This is a genomic window from Leucobacter komagatae, assembly GCF_000834055.1.
In the GTDB taxonomy this organism is placed as follows: domain Bacteria; phylum Actinomycetota; class Actinomycetes; order Actinomycetales; family Microbacteriaceae; genus Leucobacter; species Leucobacter komagatae_A.
The window spans coordinates 23,886-50,086 of the sequence record NZ_JXSQ01000023.1 but is presented as its reverse complement, the minus strand read 5'-3'; the positions used below and the strand labels follow the sequence as shown (position 1 = coordinate 50,086).

22 protein-coding genes and 1 pseudogene are annotated in these 26,201 nt (G+C 64.7%); 5 read left to right on the top strand and 18 right to left on the bottom strand.

Going from position 1 to position 26,201, the window contains the following annotated elements; all coding sequences use genetic code 11:
• The 3 genes and pseudogenes from SD72_RS13470 to lysS all read right to left on the bottom strand — a co-directional run.
• Positions 1–1,199, bottom strand: a 1,199-nt coding sequence (locus SD72_RS13470) for a phospholipase D-like domain-containing protein (RefSeq protein WP_042544980.1), incomplete at its 3' end; no start/stop codon positions are given.
• A gap of 76 nt (positions 1,200–1,275) precedes the next feature.
• Complete coding sequence (locus SD72_RS18035) at positions 1,276–1,452, bottom strand: hypothetical protein (RefSeq protein ID WP_198141974.1); 177 nt, start codon at positions 1,450–1,452, stop codon at positions 1,276–1,278.
• A 122-nt stretch (positions 1,453–1,574) separates the two neighbouring features.
• Positions 1,575–3,123, bottom strand: a pseudogene (gene lysS / locus SD72_RS13465) (lysine--tRNA ligase).
• Between the two features lie 165 nt (positions 3,124–3,288).
• On the opposite strand from lysS, the gene SD72_RS18520 reads away from it, so the two are divergent.
• On the top strand, positions 3,289–3,423 hold the full coding sequence (locus SD72_RS18520; RefSeq protein WP_269745591.1) for a hypothetical protein: 135 nt from the start codon (positions 3,289–3,291) through the stop codon (positions 3,421–3,423).
• Here the strand turns inward: SD72_RS18520 and SD72_RS13460 are convergent.
• The 13 genes from SD72_RS13460 to tilS form a co-directional block, all read right to left on the bottom strand.
• Positions 3,405–4,280 (bottom strand): class C sortase, encoded by an 876-nt coding sequence (locus tag SD72_RS13460; protein ID WP_042544979.1) that lies wholly within the window; start codon positions 4,278–4,280, stop codon positions 3,405–3,407. The genes SD72_RS18520 and SD72_RS13460 overlap by 19 nt on opposite strands.
• 4 nt (positions 4,281–4,284) lie before the next feature.
• Positions 4,285–5,757: a SpaH/EbpB family LPXTG-anchored major pilin gene (locus SD72_RS13455; protein ID WP_042544978.1), complete on the bottom strand. Its 1,473-nt coding sequence runs from the start codon at positions 5,755–5,757 to the stop codon at positions 4,285–4,287.
• A 127-nt stretch (positions 5,758–5,884) separates the two neighbouring features.
• Positions 5,885–8,701 (bottom strand): Ig-like domain-containing protein, encoded by a 2,817-nt coding sequence (locus SD72_RS13450; protein WP_042544977.1) that lies wholly within the window; start codon positions 8,699–8,701, stop codon positions 5,885–5,887.
• A gap of 360 nt (positions 8,702–9,061) precedes the next feature.
• A complete protein-coding gene (locus tag SD72_RS13445; RefSeq protein WP_042544976.1) occupies positions 9,062–9,763 on the bottom strand; it encodes a DUF2520 domain-containing protein in 702 nt (233 codons plus the stop codon).
• Positions 9,756–11,498 (bottom strand): PH domain-containing protein, encoded by a 1,743-nt coding sequence (locus SD72_RS13440; protein WP_232299787.1) that lies wholly within the window; start codon positions 11,496–11,498, stop codon positions 9,756–9,758. The genes SD72_RS13445 and SD72_RS13440 overlap by 8 nt, the downstream gene beginning before the upstream one ends.
• Positions 11,495–11,992, bottom strand: coding sequence for a PH domain-containing protein (locus SD72_RS18340; protein ID WP_042544974.1), 498 nt, complete (start codon positions 11,990–11,992; stop codon positions 11,495–11,497). The genes SD72_RS13440 and SD72_RS18340 overlap by 4 nt, the downstream gene beginning before the upstream one ends.
• Positions 11,989–12,492: a DUF3180 domain-containing protein gene (locus SD72_RS13430; RefSeq protein ID WP_052492699.1), complete on the bottom strand. Its 504-nt coding sequence runs from the start codon at positions 12,490–12,492 to the stop codon at positions 11,989–11,991. Before SD72_RS13430 ends, SD72_RS18340 begins: the two co-directional genes overlap by 4 nt.
• Entirely contained in the window at positions 12,489–13,073 is a 585-nt protein-coding gene (gene folK / locus SD72_RS13425; protein ID WP_084767220.1) for a 2-amino-4-hydroxy-6-hydroxymethyldihydropteridine diphosphokinase, read from the bottom strand. The genes SD72_RS13430 and folK overlap by 4 nt, the downstream gene beginning before the upstream one ends.
• A complete protein-coding gene (gene folP / locus SD72_RS13420; protein WP_232299786.1) occupies positions 13,070–14,287 on the bottom strand; it encodes a dihydropteroate synthase in 1,218 nt (405 codons plus the stop codon). Before folP ends, folK begins: the two co-directional genes overlap by 4 nt.
• Entirely contained in the window at positions 14,284–14,874 is a 591-nt protein-coding gene (gene folE, locus SD72_RS13415) for a GTP cyclohydrolase I FolE (protein ID WP_042544973.1), read from the bottom strand. Before folE ends, folP begins: the two co-directional genes overlap by 4 nt.
• A gap of 5 nt (positions 14,875–14,879) precedes the next feature.
• Positions 14,880–16,916, bottom strand: coding sequence for an ATP-dependent zinc metalloprotease FtsH (gene ftsH / locus SD72_RS13410; RefSeq protein WP_042544972.1), 2,037 nt, complete (start codon positions 16,914–16,916; stop codon positions 14,880–14,882).
• 107 nt (positions 16,917–17,023) lie between these two features.
• Positions 17,024–17,581: a hypoxanthine phosphoribosyltransferase gene (gene hpt, locus SD72_RS13405; protein WP_042544971.1), complete on the bottom strand. Its 558-nt coding sequence runs from the start codon at positions 17,579–17,581 to the stop codon at positions 17,024–17,026.
• Positions 17,582–17,616: 35 nt separating this feature from the next.
• Complete coding sequence (gene tilS, locus SD72_RS13400) at positions 17,617–18,672, bottom strand: tRNA lysidine(34) synthetase TilS (RefSeq protein WP_042544970.1); 1,056 nt, start codon at positions 18,670–18,672, stop codon at positions 17,617–17,619.
• Between the two features lie 117 nt (positions 18,673–18,789).
• Here tilS and SD72_RS13395 point away from each other — a divergent pair, with 117 nt between their 5' ends.
• Positions 18,790–19,284, top strand: coding sequence for an inorganic diphosphatase (locus SD72_RS13395; RefSeq protein ID WP_042544969.1), 495 nt, complete (start codon positions 18,790–18,792; stop codon positions 19,282–19,284).
• A gap of 11 nt (positions 19,285–19,295) precedes the next feature.
• Entirely contained in the window at positions 19,296–20,042 is a 747-nt protein-coding gene (locus tag SD72_RS13390; protein ID WP_042544968.1) for a glucosamine-6-phosphate deaminase, read from the top strand.
• A gap of 72 nt (positions 20,043–20,114) precedes the next feature.
• On the opposite strand, the gene SD72_RS13385 is transcribed toward SD72_RS13390, so the two are convergent.
• On the bottom strand, positions 20,115–20,705 hold the full coding sequence (locus SD72_RS13385; RefSeq protein ID WP_042544967.1) for a CueP family metal-binding protein: 591 nt from the start codon (positions 20,703–20,705) through the stop codon (positions 20,115–20,117).
• Between the two features lie 200 nt (positions 20,706–20,905).
• Positions 20,906–21,112, bottom strand: coding sequence for a cold-shock protein (locus SD72_RS13380; protein WP_042544966.1), 207 nt, complete (start codon positions 21,110–21,112; stop codon positions 20,906–20,908).
• A gap of 380 nt (positions 21,113–21,492) precedes the next feature.
• On the opposite strand from SD72_RS13380, the gene SD72_RS13375 reads away from it, so the two are divergent.
• Entirely contained in the window at positions 21,493–23,247 is a 1,755-nt protein-coding gene (locus SD72_RS13375) for a bifunctional 3'-5' exonuclease/DNA polymerase (RefSeq protein WP_042544965.1), read from the top strand.
• Positions 23,248–23,432: 185 nt separating this feature from the next.
• On the top strand, positions 23,433–26,018 hold the full coding sequence (locus SD72_RS18030) for a LuxR family transcriptional regulator (protein WP_232299785.1): 2,586 nt from the start codon (positions 23,433–23,435) through the stop codon (positions 26,016–26,018).
• The last annotated feature ends 183 nt before the right edge of the window (positions 26,019–26,201 follow it).

Below are 26,201 nucleotides of genomic sequence, written 5' to 3'. Positions count from 1 at the left end.
ATCCGCACGCCGGCAGTGAGGAGCTCCTCGTAGTACGAGCGTTGGGCGTGGTAGACGAGCGCCTGGTCACCGATCTCTGACACGAAGAGCTCAACCTCCACGCCGCGTGCCGTGGCCGCCCGCAGGGCGTTCATGATCGAGCCGTCAGGCACAAAGTATGGGCTCGTGATGCTGATGCGGTGCCGGGCAGCGTAGAGCAGCGAGACGAAGACCTGCAGGTTATTCTCCGACGCGTACCCGGGACCACTCGGCACAATCTGGCAGTCGAGTTCCCCGGGGAACTCCGTGTGTACGGTGTCGAGGTCGAGCTGCTCGAGGTAGCTGTCGGTTTCGAGGTACCAGTCAGCCTGGAACACGGCCTCAAGCCCGAGCACGATCGGCCCCTGCACCCGCACCATGATGTCGCGCCAGTGCAGTCCCCTGCGAATGTTGCCGCGCTTGTTGTAGCTCGAATCGACAAGGTTTTGTGAGCCGGTGAAGCCGACTTTGCCATCGACCACAACGAGCTTCCTGTGGTTGCGCAGGTCGGGCCGCTGGTATTCACCGCGCCACGGGCGCACCGGAAGCATATACGTCCACTCCGCCCCCATCTCTTCCAGGCTCTTCGCCGTGCGGCGTCGGCCGGGGTTGCGTACGGCGGATACGTGGTCGAGCATCACACGAACTTTTACGCCGCGGCCAATCGCCCTGCGCATTGCAGCAAAGACGACGTCCGTCGTGTCGTCGTGAACGAGAATGTAGAACTGCACGTGCACGTAGTCTTCCGCCTGGTCAATCGCGTCAGCGATTTGCCGGAAGGAGAGCTCATAGTCGATCGTCATAGACGCGAGGTTGCCGCGCAGCATTGGCTGTGCGCCGAGCGTTCGTCCGAGGCGCACGGCGCTCTCGAGCGCAGGCGACATCGCGTCAATGTCGGAGACGAGGCCCTGATCCTCGCGTTCAGCGAGGCCGGAGACTAGCCGGTTGATCGCCTCCTGCTTTTCTTCTCTGTCGGCAGGGAGGCGGTTGCTCCCGATGATGAGGAAGACGATGAGGCCGGGGACCGGGAGCAGGAAGATCGCGAGGAGCCACGCCATACCCGACGTTGGGCGGCGGTTGCGGGGCACGACAAACAGGGCGACGATGCGGATCGCGTTGTCGATGATGAGCGCGACAGCTGCGCCGATGTAGGCCCAATTCCAGCCAGAGAAGAATTCCATACGAGCCCTCTCCCTGGAAATGCATAAGCGACGCGGAGTACCGCGCCTGCATTAACTGTAGCGAAAAAGCTCGGGGCTAGTCCTCGCGGGCGGGCAGACCCGCCCGTTCGCGCTCCTGATCCTCGATCTCGCGGTAGATACGGCGCTCAGTGCGATCCGCCCGGAGAATCAGCCTCATGACCATCCAGAAGAAAATCCCGATGAGCACGGTCGGCGTGAGCGACCAGACTGCATTCATCCACCAGTTATCCATAATTGCCAACCTTACCCGCCTACTCCCGAGGGTTTCCTGGGCGTTCAGCCAGTTCTCCCCCACCCCCAAAAAAGTGGGTCGGTCGCGTGCGCGACCGACCCACTACGAGACCATTTTCGACGCTACTTGACGAGCGGGAACAGGATGGTTTCGCGGATACCCAGCCCGGTGAGGGCCATCAGCAACCGGTCCATACCCATGCCCATACCGCCGGTGGGAGGCATGGCGTGCTCGAGCGCGCGGAGGAACTCTTCGTCGACCTTCATCGCCTCGACGTCGCCGCGCGCGCCCTCTGCTGCCTGCTGTACAAAGCGCTCGCGCTGCACGACGGGGTCGATGAGCTCGGAGTAGCCAGTCGCAAGCTCGAAACCGCGAATGTAGAGGTCCCACTTCTCCACGACGCCGGGGATCGAACGGTGGTGCCGGGTCAGCGGACTCGTCTCGACGGGGAAGTCCATGACGAACGTCGGCGTGGTGAGCGAGTCGATAACGAAGTGCTCCCACAGCTCCTCGACAAGCTTTCCGTGGTTCGCAAGCTTCACCTCGACGCCCTCTGCGTCGGCGATCGCCTGCAGATCCGCAACGCTTGTCTCCGGGGTGATCTGACGGCCAGCTGCTTCCGACAGCGAATCGTACATCGAGATGCGGTTCCACTCGCCGCCAAGGTCGAACAGGGTGCCGTCGGCCCACTTCACGGTGTGCGACCCCTCGCGCTCGGTGCCAACGTTTGCGGCGAGCGCCGCATTCTGCACGAGCTCCTGCGTGAGATCGGCGATGCCGTTGTAGTCGGTGTATGCCTGGTACGACTCAAGCATCGCGAACTCGGGGCTGTGCGTCGAGTCGGCACCCTCGTTGCGGAAGTTGCGGTTGATCTCGAACACGCGCTCGAGGCCACCGACCGCGGCGCGCTTCAGGAACAGCTCCGGCGCGATGCGAAGGTACAACTCCATGTCGAACGCGTTCGAGTGGGGTAATGAATGGGCGCGCCGAGGCACCACCGTGCATGGTCTGCAGCATGGGGGTCTCGACCTCGAGGAAGTCGTGCTTCGCAAAGGTGTCGCGGAGGCTCGCCATCGTGCGGGCGCGCGTCACCGCATTCGTCCGGGCCTGCTCGCGGGTGATGAGATCGAGGTAGCGCTGGCGCACCCGCGTCTCCTCGTTGAGCTCGGTGTGCAGGTTCGGGAGCGGGGCGATCGCCTTCGCAGCAACCTGCCACTCCTTGACCATGATCGAGAGCTCGCCGCGGCGGCTCGAGATGACCTCGCCGCTCACGAACAGGTGGTCACCAAGATCGGTGAGCTCCTTGTACTCGGCGAGAGACTCCTCGCCAACCTCAGCGAGCGAGAGCATCGCCTGGATCCGGGTGCCGTCGCCTGCCTGAATCGAGGCGAAGCACAGCTTGCCCGTGTTGCGTTGGAACACGATGCGGCCGGCGACACCGACGATCTCGCCCGACTGCGAGTCAGGCGTCTGCTCGAGGTTGCCCCACTTAGCGCGAACAGCGGGAATGGTGGTGGTGACAGGCACAGCAACGGGGTACGCGCCGCCGCCAAGTCCACCCGCGGCGTTCAGCCGCTCCCGCTTCTCGAGGCGGATGCGCTTCTGCTCGAAAATTTCCTCTTCGCTCTGAACTTCTTCAGTGGCGGGATTCGGCGCAGTCTGCTCGCTCATTTGGGCGGGTTCCTCCGTTGTCTAGGCGTAGGGATCCATTCTACGCGTCCACTCGCACGGTTCTCGCATTCTCGCGGAGCGGAGTCCTCCCGGTCGCCGCAGTCGGCGTCGTCACGACCTCAATCGTTGCGCTCGGCGGCTCGCGGATCACCCCGCCTGTCGCTGATGCTGCTCGGCCACAAACTCGTGCAGTTCACCCTCGGCCAGCTGTGCCTCAGCACGGCAATGCACATTCCGCTCGGCATCGTGAGCCTCGCGCTCGGACTCTACCTCGCCGTGCGCTACGCGCGGCGCGCGTAGCCAGAGCGCCAGTACCAGGTGCCGATACCCAACACTCCCGCCGAGTAGATCACTGCCCACCAGGGAAAACCGGGAACCTCTGGCCGAGCGTTCATTCCGTCGATCTCGCCCTGCGGGGTCGGATCGACGCGCTTTCCTGTGAGGAGGATTCGGTGTGAGTTGATGCCGAGCGGTGTGCAGGTAACGAGCGTCATGAGATCCTGCCCGGGAACCGCGCGAATCTCTTCGGTCTCGTCCGGGTCAACAACCTGAATCTCGGTGACCTGATAGGTCAGCACGCGGCCAAGCACCTCAACGCTGAACAGGTCGCCCTTCTTGACCCGATCGAGGTTGGAGAACATGGTGGCATTTGCGAGCCCCCGGTGACCTGTGATGACCGATCGAGTTCCCTCCCCACCGATCGGCAGCGACGTACCCTGCAGGTGCCCGATGCCTTTGAGGAGCGTCGCTTCACTGGTGCCGTGGTACACCGGCAGATCAAGGTCGATCGCCGGAACTCGGAGCCGTGCAAGTGTGCCGGTGGGGTCTCCGCGGAGCATCTTCCAGTAGTCAAGCGCACTACTCTCACCGGCGCCGGCACCCTCGGCAACGTTCGCGCCCGAACTGAGAATCGCCCCGGAGGTGAGCATCCGGTTGTACTCAGCCGCGTCTGCAAAGGCTTCGTCGATCTCGGCCTGCGCCTTCTGCGCGTTTGCGATGGTCTGGTCAAAAACGATGTTGGACTGATTCTTCTGCGATATCCATGCTGCGGCGGTGGGGTAGATCAACAGGCTCAGCCCGGCAAGCAAGAAGAGCGCGCTACCGACGCTGAGCCAGCCGAACCGCCAGCTACGACGATCCGACTGGCTCATCGTCATCGGGTTAGTTTGCCTGGTTCTGCTTGCGGCGAGCGTTCACAAGAACCGCACCGACGACCAGGAGCAGTGCACCACCGGCAACGAGCAGCACGCTGCCAGCTGCACCGGTGAGCGGCAGGCTCGGCAGGTCGCCTTCGTCTGCACCGATCTGGGTGTTGACCACGTCGACAGACGAGTCCTCGCCGGTCACCTCAAGCAGCATGCCACCCGACAGTCCCTTGTAACCAGCAGGAACACCGGTCTCGTAGACACAGTACTTGCCGGCGGCCGCAACCTGCGAAGGGGTCTTTCCGTCAGCGGCAGACACCTGATCCGCGAACACGACGGTTTCATCAGGGTCGATCACCGCGGGGCACTCGGTCGCGCCTGAGTCAAGCGTCACGATCGAGAACGTTGCGCCCGCAAGCGCTTCCGTGCTCGCGGCACCCTTGTTCTTGGCGAGCTTCTGGATGTACGCGCCAGCGAAGAACTCCTCTGGGTCCGGCGTCTGCGGGCCGGTACCCGGATCGGTGCTCGCACCGTTGATGGTGATCGTTGCCTCGTTCTCGGTGCTGCCGGTTCCGACAGCGTCCGCGTTGATCGTGAGCACGATCTTGCCGCCGATGTTCGCGTCAAGCTTCGCGAGGCCAGGGGTGAGGAAGTTCAGCACGACCTCGACGCCGTTCGCTCCGGTCGGCTCGGTGAGCGTGTAGTCAGTGCCCTTGTCAAGCGTTACGGGGGCGCCGTCCTTGCCCTCAAGCACGACACTTCCCGAGGTGTACTCGAGGAAGCCCTTCAACTGGTCGTTGACGCGCAGTTCTGAGTAATTATCGCCCTTCGCGAGCGGGTTCACCGGTACGGTGATGTCGAAGCTCACCTGGTTACCGATGACCACACCGTCTTTGGTCGCACCCGAGCCGACCACGGTGTTCTTCGGGTAAATGTGCGGCTGGTAGTTCCAGACCGGCTGACCGGCAGCACCATTGCCCGGGTATGGCACGGTAATCAGCGTGGGCTGGGCTGCCGCAATCGCATTCGCGGCCGGGGTGCTCTCGTAGACGACATAGGCACGATCGGCGTCAAGCTCGAAAGCGGCCGAGCCGTCGGTGCTCGACGTCATCTGCTCGGCGCCGCACTTGAGCGTCAATTCGCCCTTGCCGGCCTCCTCCACGACGGGGATGTCGCCCTCGACCGGAGTAATGGTGATGTTACTCAGGCGGTCCCAGTCCGCAGACTTTCCGAGATCGATACCCTCGATAGCGCAGGCAGCAAAGCCTGCGACAAGCGGAGTTGCGCCCGATGTCTCGAGTTCTGTGCCGTCGTTCGCGCCGAGGTCACCAGCTGGCTGCTCGAACTTGTGCACGGTGACGGTGCCGGTACCGCCCTCGCCCGGGGCCGCAAGCGCTGGGCTGGCGGAGAAAGCTACCGCGCCGAGCGCGAGCGCGGCGACACCGATTCCTGATCCGACTCTCTTCCAGGTGGAAGTTGTTGCGTTCACTTTTGGTCCTTTCGTCCTTCGCAGATTGCTGCCCGTTCCGCGGCAATTCCGGAGGTTGGGTTGTCCCGGAGGGGTTCCTTCGGGAGCGAGAGAGCTTGTGGTCGCTGGGCTAACGCCAGCCCGGCAATCATTGGCCGCTCTCGAGTCTTGATGTGGCGATACGGTTCGCCAGGATTCTGCGCCGGAGCATTGTCGCTGCGGCGAAGGCTAGGGCTGCGGCGCTGCCAGCCGTGAACACCCACGTGCCAAGGCCACCGGTGAGCGGCAGGGGCGGGATGTCTGCCGGAGCAGCAGCCACGATGCGAAAGACGCTGTGTTTGCCCTGCGGAATTGCGGCCTCGCCGCTGGCATCCTTCGCGACATCAACCCAGCACTCAGACGGCACTCCAGCGGCCTCACCTGCATCGAAGGCGCACTCCGGCCGGGCCAAATCGAGTGCCTGCACCCCGACCACGGAAAGGCCTGTCGGTGCAGTCGCCTGCAGCTGGTACGAGCCGGGGCTCGCAAGCGACTGCGGTGTGTCTGTGCCCAACGAGATGTCTGCCGCTCCCGCGGAGCTCCCCGAGAGTGCCCACCCTTCGGCTGGCTGCGACGTCTGGCCGCCAAGCCGTTGTGTCAGCAACGATACGTGCGCCGACTGGTTGGTGACCGAGCAGGAGATCGGTTCCGCGATCTCGAGGTCGGAGGCAATGTTCAACGTCTGAGCTTCAGGGTTCAGCACACCCGTCGGCAGGTCCTCGCCCTTGGCGTCAACACAGGCAAGCCCGCCGAGCTGTGTGTACTGAGACGCGATTGTCTCGGGTGCTGGCTCAGTGCGTAGTCGTTCGCCAATGGTGTAGGTCGTGTCGCGCTTCAACTTACGTGGCTCGTCAGGGCTCATCGTCACCGTTTCGGTGCCGTCAGACAGGGTGACTTCCCAGTTGGCCGCGTCGGCGCTGGGGAGCTCTGGCACGGGGTTGGCGATCTCGGCAACGACTTTCTGCCCGAGCGCATCGACGGGTACTGCGACACGCAGCTCGCAGGCCGGAGCACTCCGAGGAGACTCGTTTCCGGCGCGGTCGACCTGCGTTGCGGTGAACGAATAGGTACCGTTCTTCAGCGCAGGATCGACGGTGTAGCTCCAGTTCGCCCCGGTCACAATGCCCTCGCCCATGCGTTCCTCGGCTTCGGAAACGTGGACCGTTGCATTCGCTTCCGCGTTCCCACCCGAAATCGTTGGCGTAGTGTCCTCGGTCGGCGAAGCCAGGCAGAGCATCGTCGGCGCTGCCGGTGCCACCGTATCCATGGTGAACGTGACGCCCCACGATGTGGGATCGGCTGGGTCGTTCGGGTTCGAAGGAGGACTCGTCAGGTGATAGTTTCCCGGCGTCTGGTCAGTCTGAAGGGCAACGACGGTGTACTCGCCGTCGGTGAGCGGCGCGGAAGGCCTGTAGGTGTAATTCCATGTTCCATCCGGCTGTACCACTACGTCGCCCGCGTGCACCCCCTCGTGATCCCCATCCACGATGGTGGTCAACGACGGGTCGTTCGTATTGGTAATCGTCCGTCCCTGTGCAAGCTTGAGGGTGATCGTCTTCCCGGGTGTTCCCGTCCCAGAAAGCTCGACTGCAGTGTTCGCGTTGGTGTGCGAGCCGTGGGCCGGGACGGTAATCTCAGGCGCCTCCGGAAGGTCGATGTGGTACCCGTAGTAGGCGGAGGCCGGAATCCAGGACTGGTCGATTCCCAGTTGAGTCAACGAGCCGCTTGCGTCAAACAGATCGGCTGCCGTGTAAGAGATCACGGGTGAACCGTTGTCCACAGTCACCGTTTCCGGGTTCCGTGACTCAGGCCAGACGAGCAAGCGGTAGTAGCCGTTGCCTCCGGCGCCGTTGAAATCGATGGCGCCCTGCGGGCTCACTCGGTCAGTCAAGCCCTGAGCTGCCTGGTCGAGGGTCCACGCGAGCGTGGGCGCCGTGCCCTGCACCATGTTCTTCGACACGCGGTTCGTGGCGGTGTTTCGGGATTTGCTTGGCGGATACCCGGTGACGTGGATCGGCGAGGGGGTGATGGTGTCGACGATCGTGTTGTCCTCGTGCACCCAGGCGTACCAGTACGAGTCGCTCACCGAGCCTGCGGGCCCCCTTGTAGCTGTACCCATCGCGTGGTTGACCATGTCGACCGCAAAGGAGTTCGTGGGGAATACCCCGGGAGCGTGGCCGTTGAGGCCAAAGTCCAACACCTGACCCCAGTTCGCCTGGTCTCCGCTCCACAGGCTGTAGATGCCGTCCCACTGCAGTTTGATTTGCGGTCCGGTCTTCACAGACGCTGTCATGCCGCCGTAGTACGCGTAGTACGGGATCGATTCAACCGTCAGCGCCGAGGAGATCCAGCCGGTTCCTCCCGTTGCGCTGTAGCTGAAGTACCAGTTCATCGGGGTCTTGTTGCCGCCGACAGAGTTGTTCGCGTCGACCCTGTTGGGGATATCCATATCGCCCTCGATCGAGATCACGAGGAAGTCGTTCTTTCCTGAGTGAATCACGCTGTGAATGGTGAAGTACTCGTCGCGGTTGTTCGCCCAGGCAGTAGCGCCGGCCGCGCCGACAAGGGTGTTCCGGTAGTTCATGTTGCGGACCGAGCTGGGGCTATAGTCATACCCAATCCGAAGCTGCTTCCCGTCAACGCTTTGGAGGGCGCCGGTCTCTGGGTTCACAAACCCGGTCGGCACCTTGAGTACCAGATCCGCGCGTAGTTCGTCGACATCGTCGTCGATGCGGTCGTAGAAGCCCTGCATCTTGTAGAGCTGGGGAGCGTCGAGCTCAGCAGCTTCAGCACGCTCGACGGGCAGGCCTGCTTGCATCGCAATGACGCCGCCGGCAACGAGGGCTGCAGCAATGAGCCCGCTCGTCCACCGCCGAAGAACCCGCCGCGCACGGTGCTGTTGAATCGGTCGCAGCTGCATACCCATCACTTGCTTCCGCCGAGGAAAGGAGTGCGAGTCTCGGTCATTTCGACTCGCCGGAATCCACACCTTGTCAATTCGAAGCTCCCTAAGTACGCATAGTGTCCTGCTGCGTCAATCAGTGTGACTCCACTAAGTACGCACTAAGTAGTCCCGCAAAGCGCAAACGCTGCGGTCTGGGTACTCAAAGCACCGAAGTTGAGTCCCGAACCGCGACCCTCAGCAGGAGCCTCTGCGTATAGAACGCTCAGGTCTGTGCGACTTCGCGACGCGAAGCTCCCTGCTCGCCAGGCACAACGAGAGGGCCACATCTGCCGGGTGGTGGCAGATGTGGCCCTCTCGTGTTTCGCTCGCGAACCCTTGGTGCTAGGCGCCGAGCCCCGGATCCCCCGAGTAGCGTCCGACTTCTTCGTCGATCGCTGCGTGCACCGCTCCCCCAACGATCCGCTCGGCGCGGGCGATGCCCAACTCCTGCAGCGTCTTGATTGCGTCCGCTGCAGCGAGCCGCGCAGCCGCGGACGCCACGGTGACAGCCTCCGCGTAGGCGCCACGGTCACTCTCAGCGACGATCACGGGCTCTGCTCCCATTTCGACAACGAGCGCCTGCCCAATCGGCTGCACGACCGCGGGCGCCGTAACGGCCACCGTCGCCCCGTTCAGCCGTGCGAGGTCCAGACTCGTCCCGGTGAACACCATGCCAGGGTGCAATGCGATCGGGATCACGCCCTGCGCCTCAGCAAACACGGCAGTACCGTGCTCGGGCGCCGTATGAATCACGAGCTGCCCTGGCTGCCACGCGCCGAGTTTCGCGAGGCCCGAGACAAGCCCCGGGAGCTCGCTTCCGGGTATCGCGAGCAGCACAAGCTCCGAGCGACGAACGATCTCCTGCACTTCGAGGATGGGGACGCCAGGGAGCATCGCCTCAGCCCGCTCACGACTCTCCTCGCTCACCGCGCTGATGCCCGTTATCGCGTGGCCAGCGCCCGCGAGCGCCCGCCCGAGCACGGGACCGACCCTGCCAGCCCCGACAATACCGATGCCGAGGCGGCTCGCCTGAGGGCTACTCATGCGCCTCGCCGCGTTTTGTTGCCTGGTGCGTGTCGGACTCAGCCCGCTGCACGACGAGTACGGCTTCAGCGAGCTCGGCGAACACGCGTTGCGCCTCGGCGAGGGAAATCCCGCGCACGAGCATCCGGACCGGTCCGAGGACGGTGTGTGCCTGCAACGTCGCGAGCCCGAGCAGATAGTGCCCGAGCGGGCGGCTGAGCTGCACCGACTGGGCACGCACCAGCGGCATGATGGCGAGTGAACGGGTGAGCGCGCCTCGCCGGATGCGGAGCGTTGCGTCGGTTGGCGCCGGCTCAATTGCTTGAACGTCTTGCTGGGGTGACGTGGTGGCCGACGGTACGTCGATGCGAATACCGGCACGACGCTTGCCAAGGAGCAGCAACCAGCCAGATCGCGCCCCGGCCCGAACATAGCCGTCTCCGGCCCCGGTGAGTCCCTCATTGATGCCCGTCGCCGCGCCGGGAACGAGCGTCTCCATCACCCGCACCACATCAACCTGTTTGCCGACGGGGAGCACAACGTTCTGCGTGACACTCTGGCCCGCTTCGGAAACGGAGTGACCGGCGAGGGTGACGCGCACGCGCCACCACCCGAACGGGCGCCACAGCAGCGGCTGCCGCGCCTCGATCGCGTGGATCCTGCCGAACGGGATCGAGTCGGTCACGGTCGACGTGAGGCCCGAGCCAACGCGCACGGATTCCCTGCCGCGAGACAGCGTGAAATTGAAGCCCTTGTTGAACTGCGCGAACATCATGCCCAACAGCACGAGGATCAGCGGGATCACCGTGATGAGCGAGATACCGCCAGCGGCAACGAACCCCGCCCGGCCGGTAAGCGTGCCGATCGCAGCGCTCACGACACCCCAGAAGACCGCGAGCAGCAGCAACAGGATAGTGATCACCGATTCCCACCCGAGCACGATCGAGCCAAGTAAGCGCCCGACAGGAACCCGAACGAGCGACTGCGCCACTGCAGCCACGGGGTCGACATCGAAGTCAGCGAAGTCCTGGGCGCGTTGCGTCAGCGCATCGCTCGGTGGGGCATACAGCGAGCCGTCGAGCGAGACAGCGGCCTCAGCGAAGACGCCCGCCGCCGCCGCGGACACATCCTCGCCGTTGCGGCGTGCCGTCGCGAGGTGGAGAATGCGCTCGCGCACAGCTTTCGCGTCGCGATGCCCGAGATAGGCAAGTTCAACTTTGCCTCCCTGGCCGCCAGTAAGTACCTCAATCTTCGTGAGGCCGAGCACACGTGCGAGCAACGGCCGCTGCAGGTTGACGCTCTGCACACGGTCGAGCGGTGCCCTTCGGTGCTGCCGAAACACCACCCCGGAACGCGACTCGACCGCGTCGGCGGTCACGCGGTAGGTGTGGAAGCGCCAAGCGACCCACGACACCCCAACGATGACGAGCAGGAGCACGAGCACTCCGCCAACGACCAAGAGCAGCGTCTGCCTGTTCGACAGCATGCCGAACAGTTGAGCAACCTCATCGCCGTCGAGGGGGTCGCCGTCAGACGGTGAGAAGAACATCCGCACGATCACATCACGGAAGTTCGCGATGACGATACCGATGACGACGACGAGCACAAGGCCGCCGCGCAGCAGCGGCGACACCGGATGCAGCCTGCGCCAACCGTCAGCGTCAGCGGTGCCTGGCATCTGCTCGGCACCAGCAGGTTCTACCGGAGCTACGTTGGGCGATCGCGGAGCGTCGCCGGGAAGTTCGTGGGAGGTCACAGCCCCGACCGCCTGGATTCGGCGAGCGCAACCAGTCGGTCGCGCAGCGCCTCGGCGTCTGCTTCAGTGAGCCCGGGAAGCTGGACCCCTGTCGCGGCTGACGCCGTGACAAACTTCAACGTGGAGAGCCCGAGTGCCCGCAGTAGCGGCCCACGGGTAATGTCGACGAGCTGTAACCGCCCGTATGGCACAGCAATGACCCGTTCGAACATGATGCCGCGCCGGAACAGCAGGTCGTCCTCGCGGAGCATGTAGCCGATCGCCTTTACGCGACGAAACGCGAACAGGGAATTGATGAGGAAGAACGCGACGAGCGCCCACAGTCCGAGCGTCAGCCACAGCGGCACCTCGCCGTTGTTCACGACGGACACGACGATGATCACCACAAGCGGGAAGAACGAGGTCACCACGTTGATGATGAGATCTGAGGCTGCATACTTCGGGGATACGCGATGCCACGTCGGCTCGAGTTCGGGGAGAGTCTGTTGGGTCACGTCTCAAGTGTAACCAGGCCGGGCCCTTCGTCGCCGTTGTCGTCATTTTCTCCCGGGGGGACCTTGCAGAGGTGCTCGGTAAACAGCGCGCATGCGAGGAGCACGATCGCCGTGATGGCGGTCGCGAGCATCGGAAGCCAGGTCTCGACGGGTGCGGGAACGCTGCGCGTCAGCAACGAGAGCAGCAGGCCCGAACCGAAGCCCGCAAACGTGGAGCCGACGATCTGGCCTGCCCGCGCTGTCGCGAGCAACCGCACCGCTTGGAACGGGTTCACCGCGCCAACACCCTTAGCGATGTTCTTGCGCAGTCGCACCCCGAGCACGATGAGGAGCACAGCGAGCGCGATCAGCATCACCGACATCGAGTACGGCGGGATGAGCGATGGGCGGCCACGCGAGGACAACCAGGCTTGGAGAAACAGCGCGAGTGACGCTCCGACGGCTGCTGACCCGAGCAGGTGTAGCGCGTTTACGCCCCGCATCTTCGGCTGCTCAGTCATGGGCGCGTTTCCGACGCGGGCGCCACGTATTCACGGGCACCGCGCTCACCGTCGTGTTGCGGCTGGGTGCCGGGGTCATTGCCGCTGAAGGGTGCCGTCGTGTCGCCGATACGCTCGAGCAACTCTTGGACGCGTCCGTGCCCCATGAGTACGGCGTCAGCGTCGAGGGCGAGCCACGGGGCGAGCACGAAGTCGCGCTCGTGCGCGCGGGGGTGCGGCACGGTGAGCCGCTCGTCCGAGATCACCCGGCCACCGAACAGGATGAGGTCGATGTCGAGCGTGCGATCTCCCCAGCGCTCAGCGCGGACGCGGCCGTGCTCGTGCTCGACCCGTTGCATGACGTCGAGCAGCTCGTGCGGGCTGAGCGTCGTTTCGGCGAGTGCGACCCCGTTGACATACTTCGGGGCTAGCGGGTCTGGCCCCGAAGGGGTGAGCGCTACCGTCTCACGCAGCGGTGAGGCAGTGAGCTGGGCGATACCCGGTGTCGCGGCAAGGTCGCGTTGGGCGGCGCGGATCGTATCGGCCCTGCCACCCTGGTTCGCACCGAAGGCGAGCAGCACGGGGACCACCTGCGCGATCACTTCGCGCCCCGCACGCGTTCGACGGTGACCGAGACGTCCTCGAATGGAGCTGCGATCGGTGCGTCTGGCTTATGAACGGTGACGCGGGCGCGCCGCACACCGGAGAATCCGAGGGTGAGTTGCGCGACGCGCTCGGCAACGGTTTCAATGAGGTCGACCGGATCGGCTGCGACGGCAGCGACGATTGCGTCAGCGAGCTCACCGTAGTGCACCGTGTTAGAGAGGTCGTCGCCAGCTGCTGCTGCTCGCAGGTCGACGGACACCTCCACGTCGATGAGGAAGCGTTGCCCCTGCGCGCGCTCAAAATCGAAGACGCCGTGGTGGGCGAACACCTCGAGACCGGTGAGCGTGATCTGGTCTCCGCGCTGCGGGCCGGCCCACGCGCGCTCGATGGCGATCGCCGCGACCGTGCCGGGGACATCGTGCACGCGGACGCCCCAGGCTCCTGCGCGCGAGGCGAGTGCGCTGACGACAGCCGTGGCGCCATCGCGGTCGGCGGCAGATGATGCGCCGCCTGGGAGCGCGGAGAGCACCTCGCCAAGCATCCGCTTCCGTGACGCGCCAATGAGCACGGGGTAACCGAGTTCGGCGAGCTCGCCGAGTCCTCGCAGCAGTTCCCAGCACTGCTCCCCTGTTTTATCGAACCCGAGCCCAGGGTCGACGATGATGTGGGTCTCGTCGATGCCGGCCGCGATCGCCTCTGCGGCCCGCGCAGCGAGCGCGTCGCGAACGTCCCGCACCACGTCTTGGTACTGCGAGCGCTCGTGTGAGGGATCCGGGATGCCTCGCCAGTGCCCGATGATGAACCTGGTGCCGAACGCTGTTGCCGCGCGCGCGGCGACGGCGAGCATGTCTGGGTCGTTGAGCCCGCCAGAGACGTCATTGATGTAGGCGGCGCCTGCCTCGACGGCGGCCGCTGCTGTCGCTGAGTGGATCGTGTCGATCGACACCGCGATCCCCTCGCTCGTGAGCGCTTCGATCACGGGGAGCACGCGGGCGAGCTCCTCGTGATGCGGCACCGCGGTCGCGCCAGGGCGGGTGGACTCGCCTCCGACGTCGATGACGTCCGCGCCGGCAGCGACGAGTTCTCTTGCCCGGGTCACCGCGGCTTCAACTGAGAGGTACTTCCCGCCGTCACTGAACGAGTCCGGTGTGACGTTGAGCACGCCGAGCACCACTGGGCGTGCACTCTGGATCGCTGTGGGAGTGGTCACAGTGCCCGCCTGTCCCCGCCTGTGCCGATGAGCGCCATGATCTCTGCGCGGGCTGCTGGCTCTGAGAGGCCGCCACGCGAGGCGATGGTCACCGCGGCAGCGTCGGTTTCGCGAACACCGCGGTCGGCAACGCACCCGTGGCTGGCTTCGAGCACGACGAGCACGCCGCGTGGGGAGAGGCCATCATCGATGGCCTGGGCGATCTGCTCGCCGAGCCGCTCCTGCACCTGCGGCCGGGCAGCGAGCGCAGCAACGACGCGTGGTAGCGCGCTGAGCCCGACGACCCGTTCGCTTGGCTGGTAGGCGACGTGCGCCCTGCCACGGAACGGGAGGAGGTGATGCTCACAAATCGATCGCAGCGAAATGTCGCGCATGAGCACGAGTTCGCCTGTCTCGCCGTCCACGGGGACGGCGTCGGCGAGGAACTGCTGCGGATCGACGCCGACGCCCGAGAAGAACTCTGCGTACGACTCCGCGACGCGGGCAGGGGTCTCGCGCAGCTCGGCGCTTTCGGGGTCAGCCCCGATCGCGCCGAGCAGTTCGCGGACTGCCCGTGCGACCCGGTCGCGATCCACTGCAGCGTTCACGGCAGCTACTCCGCTTGGGCGTCCGGCTGTGCCGAGCCGGGGGCCGTGTCAGGCTCCTGCGCAGCATCGGTGCTCTGCGCCACCCGCTCGGCGGTCGGGCCGTCGGTGCGGACAGCCGCTGGCACCTCGATCGGCGGGACATGCGACACTGGCCGCTCCCCGTTGGATAGCCACGTGGCTCGCGGCTTCAGCTTCTTCACGTCGCTGAAGATCTCTGCGAGCTGGTTGTGATCGAGAGTTTCCTTCTCGAGGAGCTCCCTGGCGAGCCTGTCGAGCACGTCGCGGTTTGCGACGAGCAACTCGTACGCCTCGTTGTGCGCCTGCTCGAGGAGTGCGCGCACCTCAGAGTCGATCTGCACTGCGAGTCCCTCGGAGTAGTCGCGTGACTGCCCAAAGTCGCCCATGAATGCGCCCGGCTGCGCCTGCCCGAGCTTCACGGGCCCCACGGTCGTAGTCATGCCGTATTCAGTGACCATCTTCCGCGCGGTGGAGGTGGCCTTCTCAATGTCGTTGCCAGCGCCGGTCGTTGGGTCGTGGAACACGAGTTCCTCTGCGACGCGGCCGCCGAGCGCGTACGCGAGCTGATCCTGCAGCTCGTTGCGCGTCACCGAATACTTGTCCTCGAGGGGGATCACCATCGTGTAGCCGAGTGCACGACCGCGTGGCAGGATCGTAACCTTCGTGACGGGGTCGGTGTGGTTCAGCGACGCTGCGACCAGCGCGTGCCCACCCTCGTGGTACGCCGTGATGAGTTTCTCTTGATCCTTCATCACTCGCGTACGGCGCTGGGGGCCTGCGATCACGCGGTCGATTGCCTCGTCGAGCGCCCGGTTGTCGATGAGTTGCGCGTTCGAGCGCGCGGTGAGCAGCGCAGCCTCGTTGAGCACGTTCGCGAGATCCGCGCCGGAGAACCCTGGGGTCTTCCGAGCGACGACCTCAAGGTCGACGTTCTTCGAGAGCGGCTTCCCCTTCGCGTGCACCTGCAGGATCATGAGCCTGCCGCGCATATCGGGCGCGTCGACGCCGACCTGACGGTCGAACCGGCCGGGGCGCAGCAGCGCTGGGTCGAGCATGTCGGGGCGGTTCGTCGCCGCGATCATGATGACGTTTGCCTTGGGGTCGAAGCCGTCCATCTCGACGAGCAACTGGTTGAGCGTCTGCTCGCGCTCGTCGTGGCCGCCGCCCATGCCCTGGCCGCGGCGCTGACCGACGGCGTCGATCTCATCGATGAAGATGATGGCGGGGGCGTTCGCCTTGGCTTCCTTGAAGAGGTCGCGCACGCGGCTTGCGCCGACGCCAACGAACATCTCGACAAAGTCTGAGCCCGAGATCGAGTAGAACGGCACCCCGGCTTCGCCGGCGACTGCGCGTGCGAGCAGGGTCTTACCCGTGCCGGGAGGGCCGTAGAGCAGCACACCCTTCGGGATACGCGCACCAACAGCTTGGAAACGCGAGGCGTCCTGCAGGAAGTCCTTGATTTCCTCGAGCTCCTCGACGGCCTCATCAGCGCCCGCGACGTCGGCGAACGTGACGACCGGCGTCTCCTTCGAGACAAGCTTGGCCTTCGACTTGCCGAACTGCATGACGCCGCGTCCGCCGCCCTGCATGGAGGACATCATCCACCAGAGCAACAAGCCGATGAGCAGCAGCGGGATGAGGAACCCGAGGAGAGACCAGAACGGGTTCGGCTTCGGGACGAGGTCGTTGAACCCGTCCTTCGGCTTCGCCTCGTCGATGGCGGAAATTACTTCGTCGCCGCGGTGGATGACGTAGTAGAAGAAGACGGAGTCACTTCCGGCCTTTTTGTCTGCCTTCGTCAGCTCGAGATTGACTCGCTGGTCGCCGTCGATGATCTCCGCCTGCTTCACCTTGCCCTCGGCGATGAGCTCGAGGCCACGCTCGGTGCTCACTTCACGGGTGTTCGCGCCTGAAAGGAACGACCAACCAAGCAGCACGAAGACGATAGCGATGGCAATGTATACGAACGGTCCACGCAGCAGGCGCCGACCCTTGGTCGGGGTCTCGGACGATTTTTCAGCCAAGTCTGGGCCTTTCGATCGGCAGATTACAGCGGGTTAATCGTATCCGAGGCATCTGACACTTCTCCCGCCTTGTCGCGCTTGTCCGCTCAGGGCGGAGCGCGTTGGTCCTATTCGCCGGAGTAGACGTGGGGGGCGAGGATGGCGACGTCGCGCAGGTTTCGGTAGTCCTCGGCGTAGTCGAGCCCGTAGCCGACCACAAACTCGACGGGGATATCGAAACCGACATACGCCACGTCAACCTCAACCTTGAGCGCCTCCGGCTTGCGGAGCATCGTGCAGATTCGCACAGACTTCGCGCCACGACTCTCAAGGTTCTCCTTCAGCCAGGAGAGCGTGAGTCCCGAGTCGATGATGTCCTCGACAATAAGCACGTCACGGCCCGTGATGTCCGCGTCGAGGTCCTTGAGGATCTTCACGACCCCGCTCGACTTCGTGCCAACGCCGTAGGACGACACCGCCATCCAGTCCATCTGTGCGTGGAAGTTCAGCTCGCGAGCCAGGTCAGCCATCACCATGACGGCGCCCTTGAGCACGCCAACGAGCAGCGGCGGCTCGTCCGAATAGTCGCGCTCGATCTCGCGAGCGAGTTCCGCGAGGCGCGCCCGCAGTTCTTCCTCTGTGTGCAGCACTACCGTCAGGTCATCGCCAAGATGTTTCGCGTCCATGCGTCCATCGTAGTGCGCTGTGAGTGAGTGGTGGATCAGCTTTCGGAGCTCGCAGCGTCCACACCCCTCGGCGATCCGACCTGCCCCACTAGCCGCAACTCGTGGCGCAACCGTGTGGCTCGGATCCCCGGGACGAACGCCGGGCCTCTCCCCCGCCAGTCCGTCACGAGCAGCGCAAGCGCGAGGGTGTGCTCCCTGCTGAGATTCACCCCGAATGACTCCGCTGCAATGCGGTGCAAAACGCGCTGGCGCACGGCCGCGGGAAGCTCAGCGAGTCGCGCGATTCCCGCCGAGCCGATCACGATGGCGCCCGTGGTGCCAGCGCCATCTGCCGTGATCTCGCCCAATTCCCGCACCGCGCGCGCCGCCCACGTGTCAAGCGCCTCGGCGTCTTCCCGAGCGAGATCGGCGCTCCGGGCGAGGCCCGCACGGATTCCCACGCCGAGTTCATCAGTCAACACCGGCAGCACCCGCTCACGCACCCGCACCCGCGCGTACCCAGGGTCAGCGTTGTGCGGATCGTTCCATGCTGCAAGCCCGAGCTCCGCGCACGCGGCGACGGTCGTTGCGCGCACAATCGCTGGGTCGGCTCCGAGAAACGGCCTGACGAGCACACACGTTTCACTCAGGTGCCTCACGGGCGGGATGCCAGCGATGCTGCGTGTTCCCGAGCCGCGTGCGAGCGCGAGCAGCACCTGCTCCGCCTGGTCGTCGCGGGTGTGAGCCGTCATGATCGCGACAGGCGAAAGCTCCATCGCGACCGCTGCGAAGGCGGCGTAGCGCGCTTCCCGCGCGGCCGCCTCAGGTCCTCCGCCCTCGCGAACGGCGACCCGTCGAACCACGACGGGATCGAGGCCAAGCGTCCGCGCTTGATCCGCTGCGCTCGCAGCGATGTCGCTCGAACCCGGCTGCAGTCCGTGATCCACCACGATCGCACCAGCGCGTATGCCCGCGGTGCTCGCCTCGGCCGCGAGACCAGCCGCGAGGGCGAGGGAGTCGGCCCCGCCGGACAGCCCAACGAGCACGAGCGGGGATATCTCCCCTCCATGTAGCGCGGAGATGGCGTGCCTGACGGCCCGCCTCACCTGCATAAACTCCGGATGCTCCACGCTTCAACGGTACCCCGAGCACCACATCGGGTAGCCTTAGCTCGGCAATATTTCGCAACCAGGCCGACACCGATCGTCCGTAAGCATAAAGGAGCGCGCATGACCGCCGCATTCGACGCCGTCATCGAGATCCCAAAGGGAAGCCGCAACAAGTACGAGATCGATCACGAGACGGGCCGCGTCTACCTTGACCGCGTACTGTACACCGGGTTCGTCTACCCTGCTGACTACGGTTTCTTCGAGGAGACACTCGGAGAAGATAACGATCCACTCGACGTGCTCGTGCTCCTCGACTACCCGCTCTTCCCCGGTGTCGGCGTCAAGGTCCGCCCGGTCGGGGTGCTGAAGATGCTCGACGAGGCCGGCGGAGATGACAAGGTCATCGCCGTGCAGTACAAGGATCCGCGCTGGTCGCACATCCAGGACGTCGAGGACATCCCGGAGTACACCCGCAAGGAAATCACCCACTTCTTTGAGCGCTACAAGGACCTCGAAGAGGGCAAGTGGGTCAAGGTTGACGCCTGGGGATCCGCTGCAGACGCAGAGAAGCTCATCGTCGAGGCGCAGGAACGCCTCGCGGCGCAGGGTCACTGAGGCTCGCCCTAGTGGAAGTACGCGTATTCGACGAGCCGGCTGACCTCGGATGCTTCGCGGCAGAGCAGGTCATCGCAGCGATCACCGAGAAGCCCGACGCCGTTATCGGCCTTGCTACCGGTTCTTCACCGCTGCCGCTCTATCGCGCATGGGCTGACATTGCCCGCGAGCGCGGCCTCGACCTTTCGCAGGTTCGAGGCTTCGCCCTCGACGAGTACGCAGGTATTGATCCGGCGCACCCCGAGAGCTACCACACGGTCGTCACGCAGACCGTCGTCGAACCCGTCGGGCTCACCCCTGAGCTCGTCGCGGTGCCCGACGCCGACGCGTCTGCCGAATCTGCCGCTGCCTACGAGGCGGCGATTGCGGCTGCTGGCGGCATCGACGTGCAGATCCTTGGGATCGGTAGGAACGGCCACCTCGGGTTCAACGAGCCCGGTTCGCCGCTCGATTCACGAACCCGCAAGGTGCAGCTCACCGCAGAAACCATCACCGACAACGCGCGCTTCTTCGATTCGGAGGCGGACGTGCCGACTGAGGCAATCACTCAGGGTCTTGGCACGATCATGGACGCGCGCAAGCTGGTCATCGTCGCCGTTGGCGAAGCGAAGGCAGCGGCTGTTGCGGCTGCGATCCACGGCCCCGTCACCGAGCGGGTCCCGGCGAGCATTGCGCAGCGGCACGCGAACGTCGTCTACGTGCTGGACGCAGCTGCGGCATCCCAGCTCCCAGCGCGAAGCGTCACCGCGGAGGTATAGGTAGGGCCCGCGGCGCTGCCGCGGGCCCTACCCTCCCGACCTGTTGCGCACCGGCTCGGCGCGAGTGCGCTGCTACGTCAGCAGCTGCATCGATGTCAGGCACGTTGGATCGTCAGCCCCGGTCGTGACGCGCTGCTCAGCGGCGCCCTCAGCGCTGACGATGCGCACGTCGAACTCGCCGTCGTGCGGCAGCCATACGCCGACGAAGCCGTTGTCCGCCGTCGCCGTGATCTTACTCACGATGACTTCTTCGGAAATCGCGTCAGTAATGGTGAGCTCGATGGGTGTGTTCTGCAGCTCTCCGAGACAGGTCGTGAGGCTGTGGAATGTGCACGGATGCGTCTGCTCGACATACGGCGCGATTGACAGGTAGAACCCGGCATCGCCGAGCGGCAGCGATACGTCTCCTGGCTGCAGCACGATTTCCTGCGGCATCACAGAGACGGTGAGCGCCTCTGGGGCAGGCCTTCGATCGACCGGAAGGGTATCAAGCCCCTCGACTATGGCAGCGGGATCACTCGTATCTATTCCGAGGCTCGCGATCTGCTCGAGCGTGCCGTCTGTAGCCGCTGAGGCGTCAGGCTCCTGCGCGTCTGATGCGGCGCAGCCGGTGAGAAGGAGCGCTGCGGCGAGCAGCGGGAGAAGTGCAGTTCGGATACCCATACTGGGTACCCTGTCAGAGCCAGCCGAGGTTTTCCTGGGGAGCATCTGGGCAGGGGCCATGACGCGCTCGCCATCCCGCCCCCGGTGAGGGGATTCTGGCAGGTTGCATCGCGTCATCGCGATTGTTAGGCGGTGCGCAACGCCTCAAACCACGAAAGGGTGCCACCCGGAACCGGATGACACCCTTTCGTAAAGAGTCCTTAGGACAGCTTGCGGATGTTCACGGCCTGCGGGCCGCGAGCGCCATCCTCAGTGTCGAACTCGACCTGCTGGTTCTCTTCGAGGTCGCGACGGCCGCTTCCCTCGATTGCGCTGAAGTGCGCGAAGAGATCTGCTGAGCCGTCGTCGGGTGCGATGAACCCGTAGCCCTTTTCACTGTTGAACCACTTGACGGTGCCGGTTGCCATGAGAGCATTCCTTTGTGATGCGGAGCCGCCAAAGAGGCGGCTCGTAATGGTCGCGCGGATGCGCGGTTTTGAACTTGTATCAGCGGGACAGCCCGGGGAAACACACCAGCGGCTGTGAGACACTGAGGCGAAGCAATCGGAAAGAAAGCGCCGATATGAGTAACCCTACCGCACTACTGCCTAAAACGCTGCTGAAGCAAATTTCGTGATAAATCCTTAACTTTTGCGCAAACCCTGAGATCCCTACGTTCGCGCCTGACTTGGGCCCCCCACTGCCCCATCACGAGCGGCAGTCCGACCTCTCTCTGGCGGCAATGTGCCGCGTGTCTGTGCGCACTTTCAGCGAGGCAAGTGTCGGTGGGACTCGCTACCGTTAGGGGGTGTCGACTGATTCCTCGCAAGCGCCCGTCAAGTGGTGCGTACTCGGCCGCGCGCCACGGGGCGGCTTCGAAGCTGTCAGCGTCGGGGCCAGCGGGACTGCAGGAGACCCTGTTGCGATCGCACCCTCCGAGCTAGCCGAGTTTGTTGGCGATCTCGAGAGGACGAGTGCTCCGCGGTGGGTGTGGCGCAGCACTGGCGCGGTATATCCGGAACTGCTCACAGCGGGAGTGCGTGTTGAACGCTGCCACGACCTGACGCTATGCCACCAGATCCTGCGTAATTCTGCGCTCGTGCGCGAGCGAGGGCCGCTCCTTACTGACCCCCGCTGGGCAGAAGCAGCCGCTCCTCCCGACACACCCGTCGGCGGATCATCACCAGCGCTCTTCGACATTGAAACTGCCCCGCCGTCCGACAGCTCACTCGACACCCTCGCGGAATCACTCCGCGAATTCACTCGCCAACGCGCTGCCGTTGAGAGCGCGTCGGAGCCGGGCCGCCTGGCTCTGCTCCTCGCTGCAGAATCGGCAGGGGCCCTCGTTGCAGCCGAGCTCCGTGCCGCCGGCGTGCCATGGGATACCGCCGAGCACGACCGCATCCTCACCGAGCGACTGGGGCCCCGACCGCCAGGTATTGATGCGAAGCCGGAGAAGCTCGCAGGGGCCGGGGTGATCGTGCGCCAAGCTCTCGGCGACCCGAGTGTTGCGATCGATTCTCCGCCGCGGTTGCTCCGCGCGCTCCGTGCTGCTGGCATCGACGTAGCATCCACGTCTCAGTGGGAACTCGCGGAGCACACACACCCTGCCATTGAGCCTCTGCTCACCTATAAGCGACTCGCGAGGCTGCTTTCCGCCAACGGGTGGGTGTGGCTCGACGAGTGGGTGAGCGACGGACGCTATCGCCCGGTGTACATCCCAGGCGGTGTCGTCACGGGCAGGTGGGCGTCGAGCGGGGGCGGGGCACTCCAGATACCCCGATTACTCAGACCAGCGCTCCGCGCCGACGACGACTGGCTCCTGGTCTCGGCGGACGTCTCACAGCTTGAGCCGAGAGTGCTCGCCGCAATGGCGGGAGACAGGGCAATGAGCGCTGCTGGCCGCGGAAAGGATCTCTACTCAGGGATCGTTGCAAGCGGCTTCATAGCGACACGTGCTGACGCAAAACTCGCCATGCTTGGGGCGATGTATGGAGCGACTTCAGGCGAGAGCGGCAGGCTCGTTCCGAGACTCAGGCGAGCGTTCCCCGCAGCAATGGGACTGGTTGACGACGCCGCAGCGGTGGGTGAGCGTGGCGGCACCGTCACGACCTGGCTCGGGCGATCCTCGCCGCCGCCCGAGCCCGAATGGCAGGCAGCCCAGGCGGCAGCAAGCATGCCTGGAGCTACGTCGCGCGATGAGAACGTCGCGCGGCGAAGCGCACGCGATCGCGGACGCTTCACCCGCAACTTCGTCGTTCAGGGCACAGCAGCGGAGTGGGCGCTCGCCTGGCTCGCCGAGATCAGACGTCGCCTCGCGGCTTTTCCTCCGGTACCAGCCGAGCGGTCGGCGCCGGCCTCAGGTGCCGTGTTCTCTCGGCTGCCGCACCTCGCGTTCTTTTTGCACGATGAGATCATCGTGCACACTCCGCGGGAGCACGCGGATGCTGTTGCCGCGGTCGTAACGGAGTCTGCCGAAGCAGCGGCACGGCTCCTGTTCGGCGACGGATCGGTGGACTTTCTCCTCGACTTGCGCGTGTCACAGCGCGCGGACAAGGACTAGCGCGCCGCGCCCGCGAGCGCGGCATCGGCGCAGATTGAGTAGCGACGGCACCTGAGTATCGGCACGTGAGTATAGGCGCTGGACGCCCTTCGCTGTAGTATCCTGGTGACCGCTGAGTATCGAATACGACTACTCAAGCTTGCTGTGAACGCTCTATGTTGTTCCCGGCGGGGGGAGATGCTGAAATGCGCGCAAAAGAACTCGACACGCTGCTCGGACACGTACGAGCGAACAAAACAGTGCGTCTCGTTGCCGGAAGGGAATTCGGCAGAACGACTCTGCTCAACGAGCTCGAAGTCGCGCTCATTGCGCTCGGCTTCTCCGTTGTGCGCGTCATCGGTGACCCGTCACTGACGAACGTCAAATACGCTGTGCTGCGCGAGACCCTCGTCCCTGCCGACCGTCTGCACCAACAGGCGACGCCGAGTGAGGTCCGTGACATCATCGCGATTGAGCTGAGCCACTCGCCGAATACAGTGATCCTCGTTGACGACGCGGAGTGGCTTGACCTCCCTTCCGCGCAGGCACTCGCCCCACTATTCGACCGGGGCACAATCGCGGGGGTGTTCGTCTCAGCCCCCTTCCAACACCTCTCCCCTGAGCAACGGGTGGTGTCGCACATCCTCCGCGCAGACACGAGGGTGGAGCTCAAGGCACTGAGCTTTGAGCAGGTCGGCGTGCTCTCCGAAACGCTCCTTGGGGGTGCGGTGAGCCCAGAGGTGACCTCTGAAATCTTCTCGATGTCTTCCGGCATCACCGGCATAGCCGCAGACATCATCCGCGCTGCGCAGTCGCAGCGGCAGATTCGCAAGCGTTCGCACCGGTGGGTCACGGCCGAACATAGCCTGTGGAATCCGCACCTCGAGGAGACCATCGAACGACTCATCTCGCCTTTGCAGGACGGGCCGTTTCGGCTGCTGCACGCGCTCGCCCTCGCAGGGAACCTCACGGCCGAGCAGTTCCACGATTTCGACGCTGAGTCGGCTGAGGCTCTCACACGCGCGGGCCTCATCACTACGTTCAAGGATCCGCACGGCCAATCGCGAATCTCCCCGCGCCCGGCACTCGTGACCGACTACTTCCGCCAGCGACCGATCGACCTGCTGCACCTTTCCGCTGTGCGGCTACTCGAGCAGCTGTCTGAGTCTTCAACGGGCGGCGGCCGGCGGGCGGAGCGCCCGCGGCTGCGCATCGATACCCGAGCGCAGCACTCGGACACCGAAGAGACGCACAACGCTGGCCTCGCGAGGTACCTGCGCGAGGAGTCCGAGGAGCGGCTCGCGGTGACCTCGAGAGAGTGGCGACGCCGCCCAGACGTGGTTCGGGCTGTCGCGTATCTCGACGCGCTCCTCCAGTCTGGTGGTTACACGGCGACGGCGACCGAGGTGCTCGAGCGCACGTCCTCCGATCACGCCCGAGACGTTGACCTGCTGCAGCTCGCGCTGCACGAGCGGATGCTCCAGCTCGAGGACACCCCCTCGACTTCAAAACACTCAGCTGCCTTGCGGACACGTTTCCCCGAGTACGCGGGGGCATTGGAGGCGTACAGCATCTACGTGAGCTTCTCCGTGGACGGGCGCAGCGAGCGTGTCGAGGCGTGGCTTGCCAATCCCGGTGATGATCCAGAGGGCTTCTGCGCGACCATCGCCGCCTACATTCGCACGGCCTCAGGCGAGGTGCTTCCCATCACGGCACCGAATGAATCAGGGACTAACCTCCCGCTGCAGCGTGTGATTGGGGAGCAGGCCCGCCTCATCACCCTCGTGCGGCACGCTGCGCTCAGCGACTCGATAGAGGACATGCTGATCGATCCGCTGAACCTCATGCCTGGCGATGACCCGGTGCCCTTCCTGGTCGACTCCTACGTGCGTTCGCAGCTGCTCCTCGGGCTGGGACGAGTGTCCGAGGCTCGCCGCACGATCAGCAGGGCGCTGTCGATAGGGGATCTCGACCTCAGGTTCGCCGTGCTCTACGCGGCGATGCTCCGGTGGTCAGCCTTCCTGCACCATCGCGACGGCAGGGCGGATATCGCCGGGTCGTTGCTGAGCGAAAGCCGCAGCTACGGCGAACTGCGCGGACCAATGCCCGGCATGCGGCCCGAATTCGGGGACGCGCTTGAGACCCTCCTCACCGGCGACAGGCAAGCGTCCGGGGCCCGGTTCCTTGAGGAGGCGCGCGCCTGCTACGAGCGGTCGTTCCTCGACTCGAGCTGGTCGACGCTGCGGTTCGCGTTCCAGCTCGACCCGTCAGAGGCGGCGCTCGAACTCATGGACCAGCTTGGCACCCACCCGACCTACCACTGGGCGGCGCAGCTTGCGGAGTTTTCCCGCGCGGCCCTCAGGCAGGATCCCGACATCATCCTGCACATCTCGGGGCTTTCTGGCCTGCCTGAGTTGGCAAGCGCAGCAGACTTTCTCGAAGACATCGAGTTCTATCACCGAGATAAGGGCATCATCAGCAGCGACGAATACGCTCGCGCGGTGAACGAAGCCCGGCAGTCGTTCCAGCTCTTCCGCGAGCCGCTCAGCAGGGTCGTATTCCGCCACCGCTCTCCCGCAGTGGAGACACTCACGCCCCGAGAGCTGGAGATCGCACCGCTCACCGCGACGCTCACCAACCGGGAGATCGCCGACCGTCTAACGCTGAGCGTGCGCACTGTTGAGAACCACATCGCCAGGTCAATGAAGAAGCTCGGGCTCTCCTCACGAACCGAGCTGAGTACCGCGCTATCGAGCGTTGCCAAGGCGAGCTCGGGAATGCAATCAGAGTAGTGTGGCGGCCGCGTAGTACTGAGTAGTGCCCAAAATTTGCACCGCCGTACTCACCCGACGTCCGTAAGCATGGCGCAAGACTACGCAAACCGGCCGAACCTACACGCAAGATCAACGAGTTCACTCCCTGAGTGACTCAGATCGGCGTAGTGTTTCTACTAGTCCCGCTGATGAATACTCGGG

Bases quoted from the DNA above. Each gene is read 5' to 3' on its own strand.
- SD72_RS13385 (WP_042544967.1), bottom strand. From the start codon at position 20,705: ATGGGTATCCGAACTGCACTTCTCCCGCTGCTCGCCGCAGCGCTCCTT.
- SD72_RS18520 (WP_269745591.1), top strand. From the start codon at position 3,289: ATGCTGCTCGGCCACAAACTCGTGCAGTTCACCCTCGGCCAGCTGTGC.
- SD72_RS13450 (WP_042544977.1), bottom strand. From the start codon at position 8,701: ATGGGTATGCAGCTGCGACCGATTCAACAGCACCGTGCGCGGCGGGTT.
- SD72_RS18035 (WP_198141974.1), bottom strand. From the start codon at position 1,452: ATGGATAACTGGTGGATGAATGCAGTCTGGTCGCTCACGCCGACCGTG.
- tilS (WP_042544970.1), bottom strand. From the start codon at position 18,672: ATGCAGGTGAGGCGGGCCGTCAGGCACGCCATCTCCGCGCTACATGGA.
- SD72_RS13395 (WP_042544969.1), top strand. From the start codon at position 18,790: ATGACCGCCGCATTCGACGCCGTCATCGAGATCCCAAAGGGAAGCCGC.
- SD72_RS18030 (WP_232299785.1), top strand. From the start codon at position 23,433: ATGCGCGCAAAAGAACTCGACACGCTGCTCGGACACGTACGAGCGAAC.
- SD72_RS13380 (WP_042544966.1), bottom strand. From the start codon at position 21,112: ATGGCAACCGGCACCGTCAAGTGGTTCAACAGTGAAAAGGGCTACGGG.
- SD72_RS13430 (WP_052492699.1), bottom strand. From the start codon at position 12,492: ATGACTGAGCAGCCGAAGATGCGGGGCGTAAACGCGCTACACCTGCTC.
- SD72_RS13460 (WP_042544979.1), bottom strand. From the start codon at position 4,280: ATGACGATGAGCCAGTCGGATCGTCGTAGCTGGCGGTTCGGCTGGCTC.
- SD72_RS13445 (WP_042544976.1), bottom strand. From the start codon at position 9,763: ATGAGTAGCCCTCAGGCGAGCCGCCTCGGCATCGGTATTGTCGGGGCT.
- hpt (WP_042544971.1), bottom strand. From the start codon at position 17,581: ATGGACGCGAAACATCTTGGCGATGACCTGACGGTAGTGCTGCACACA.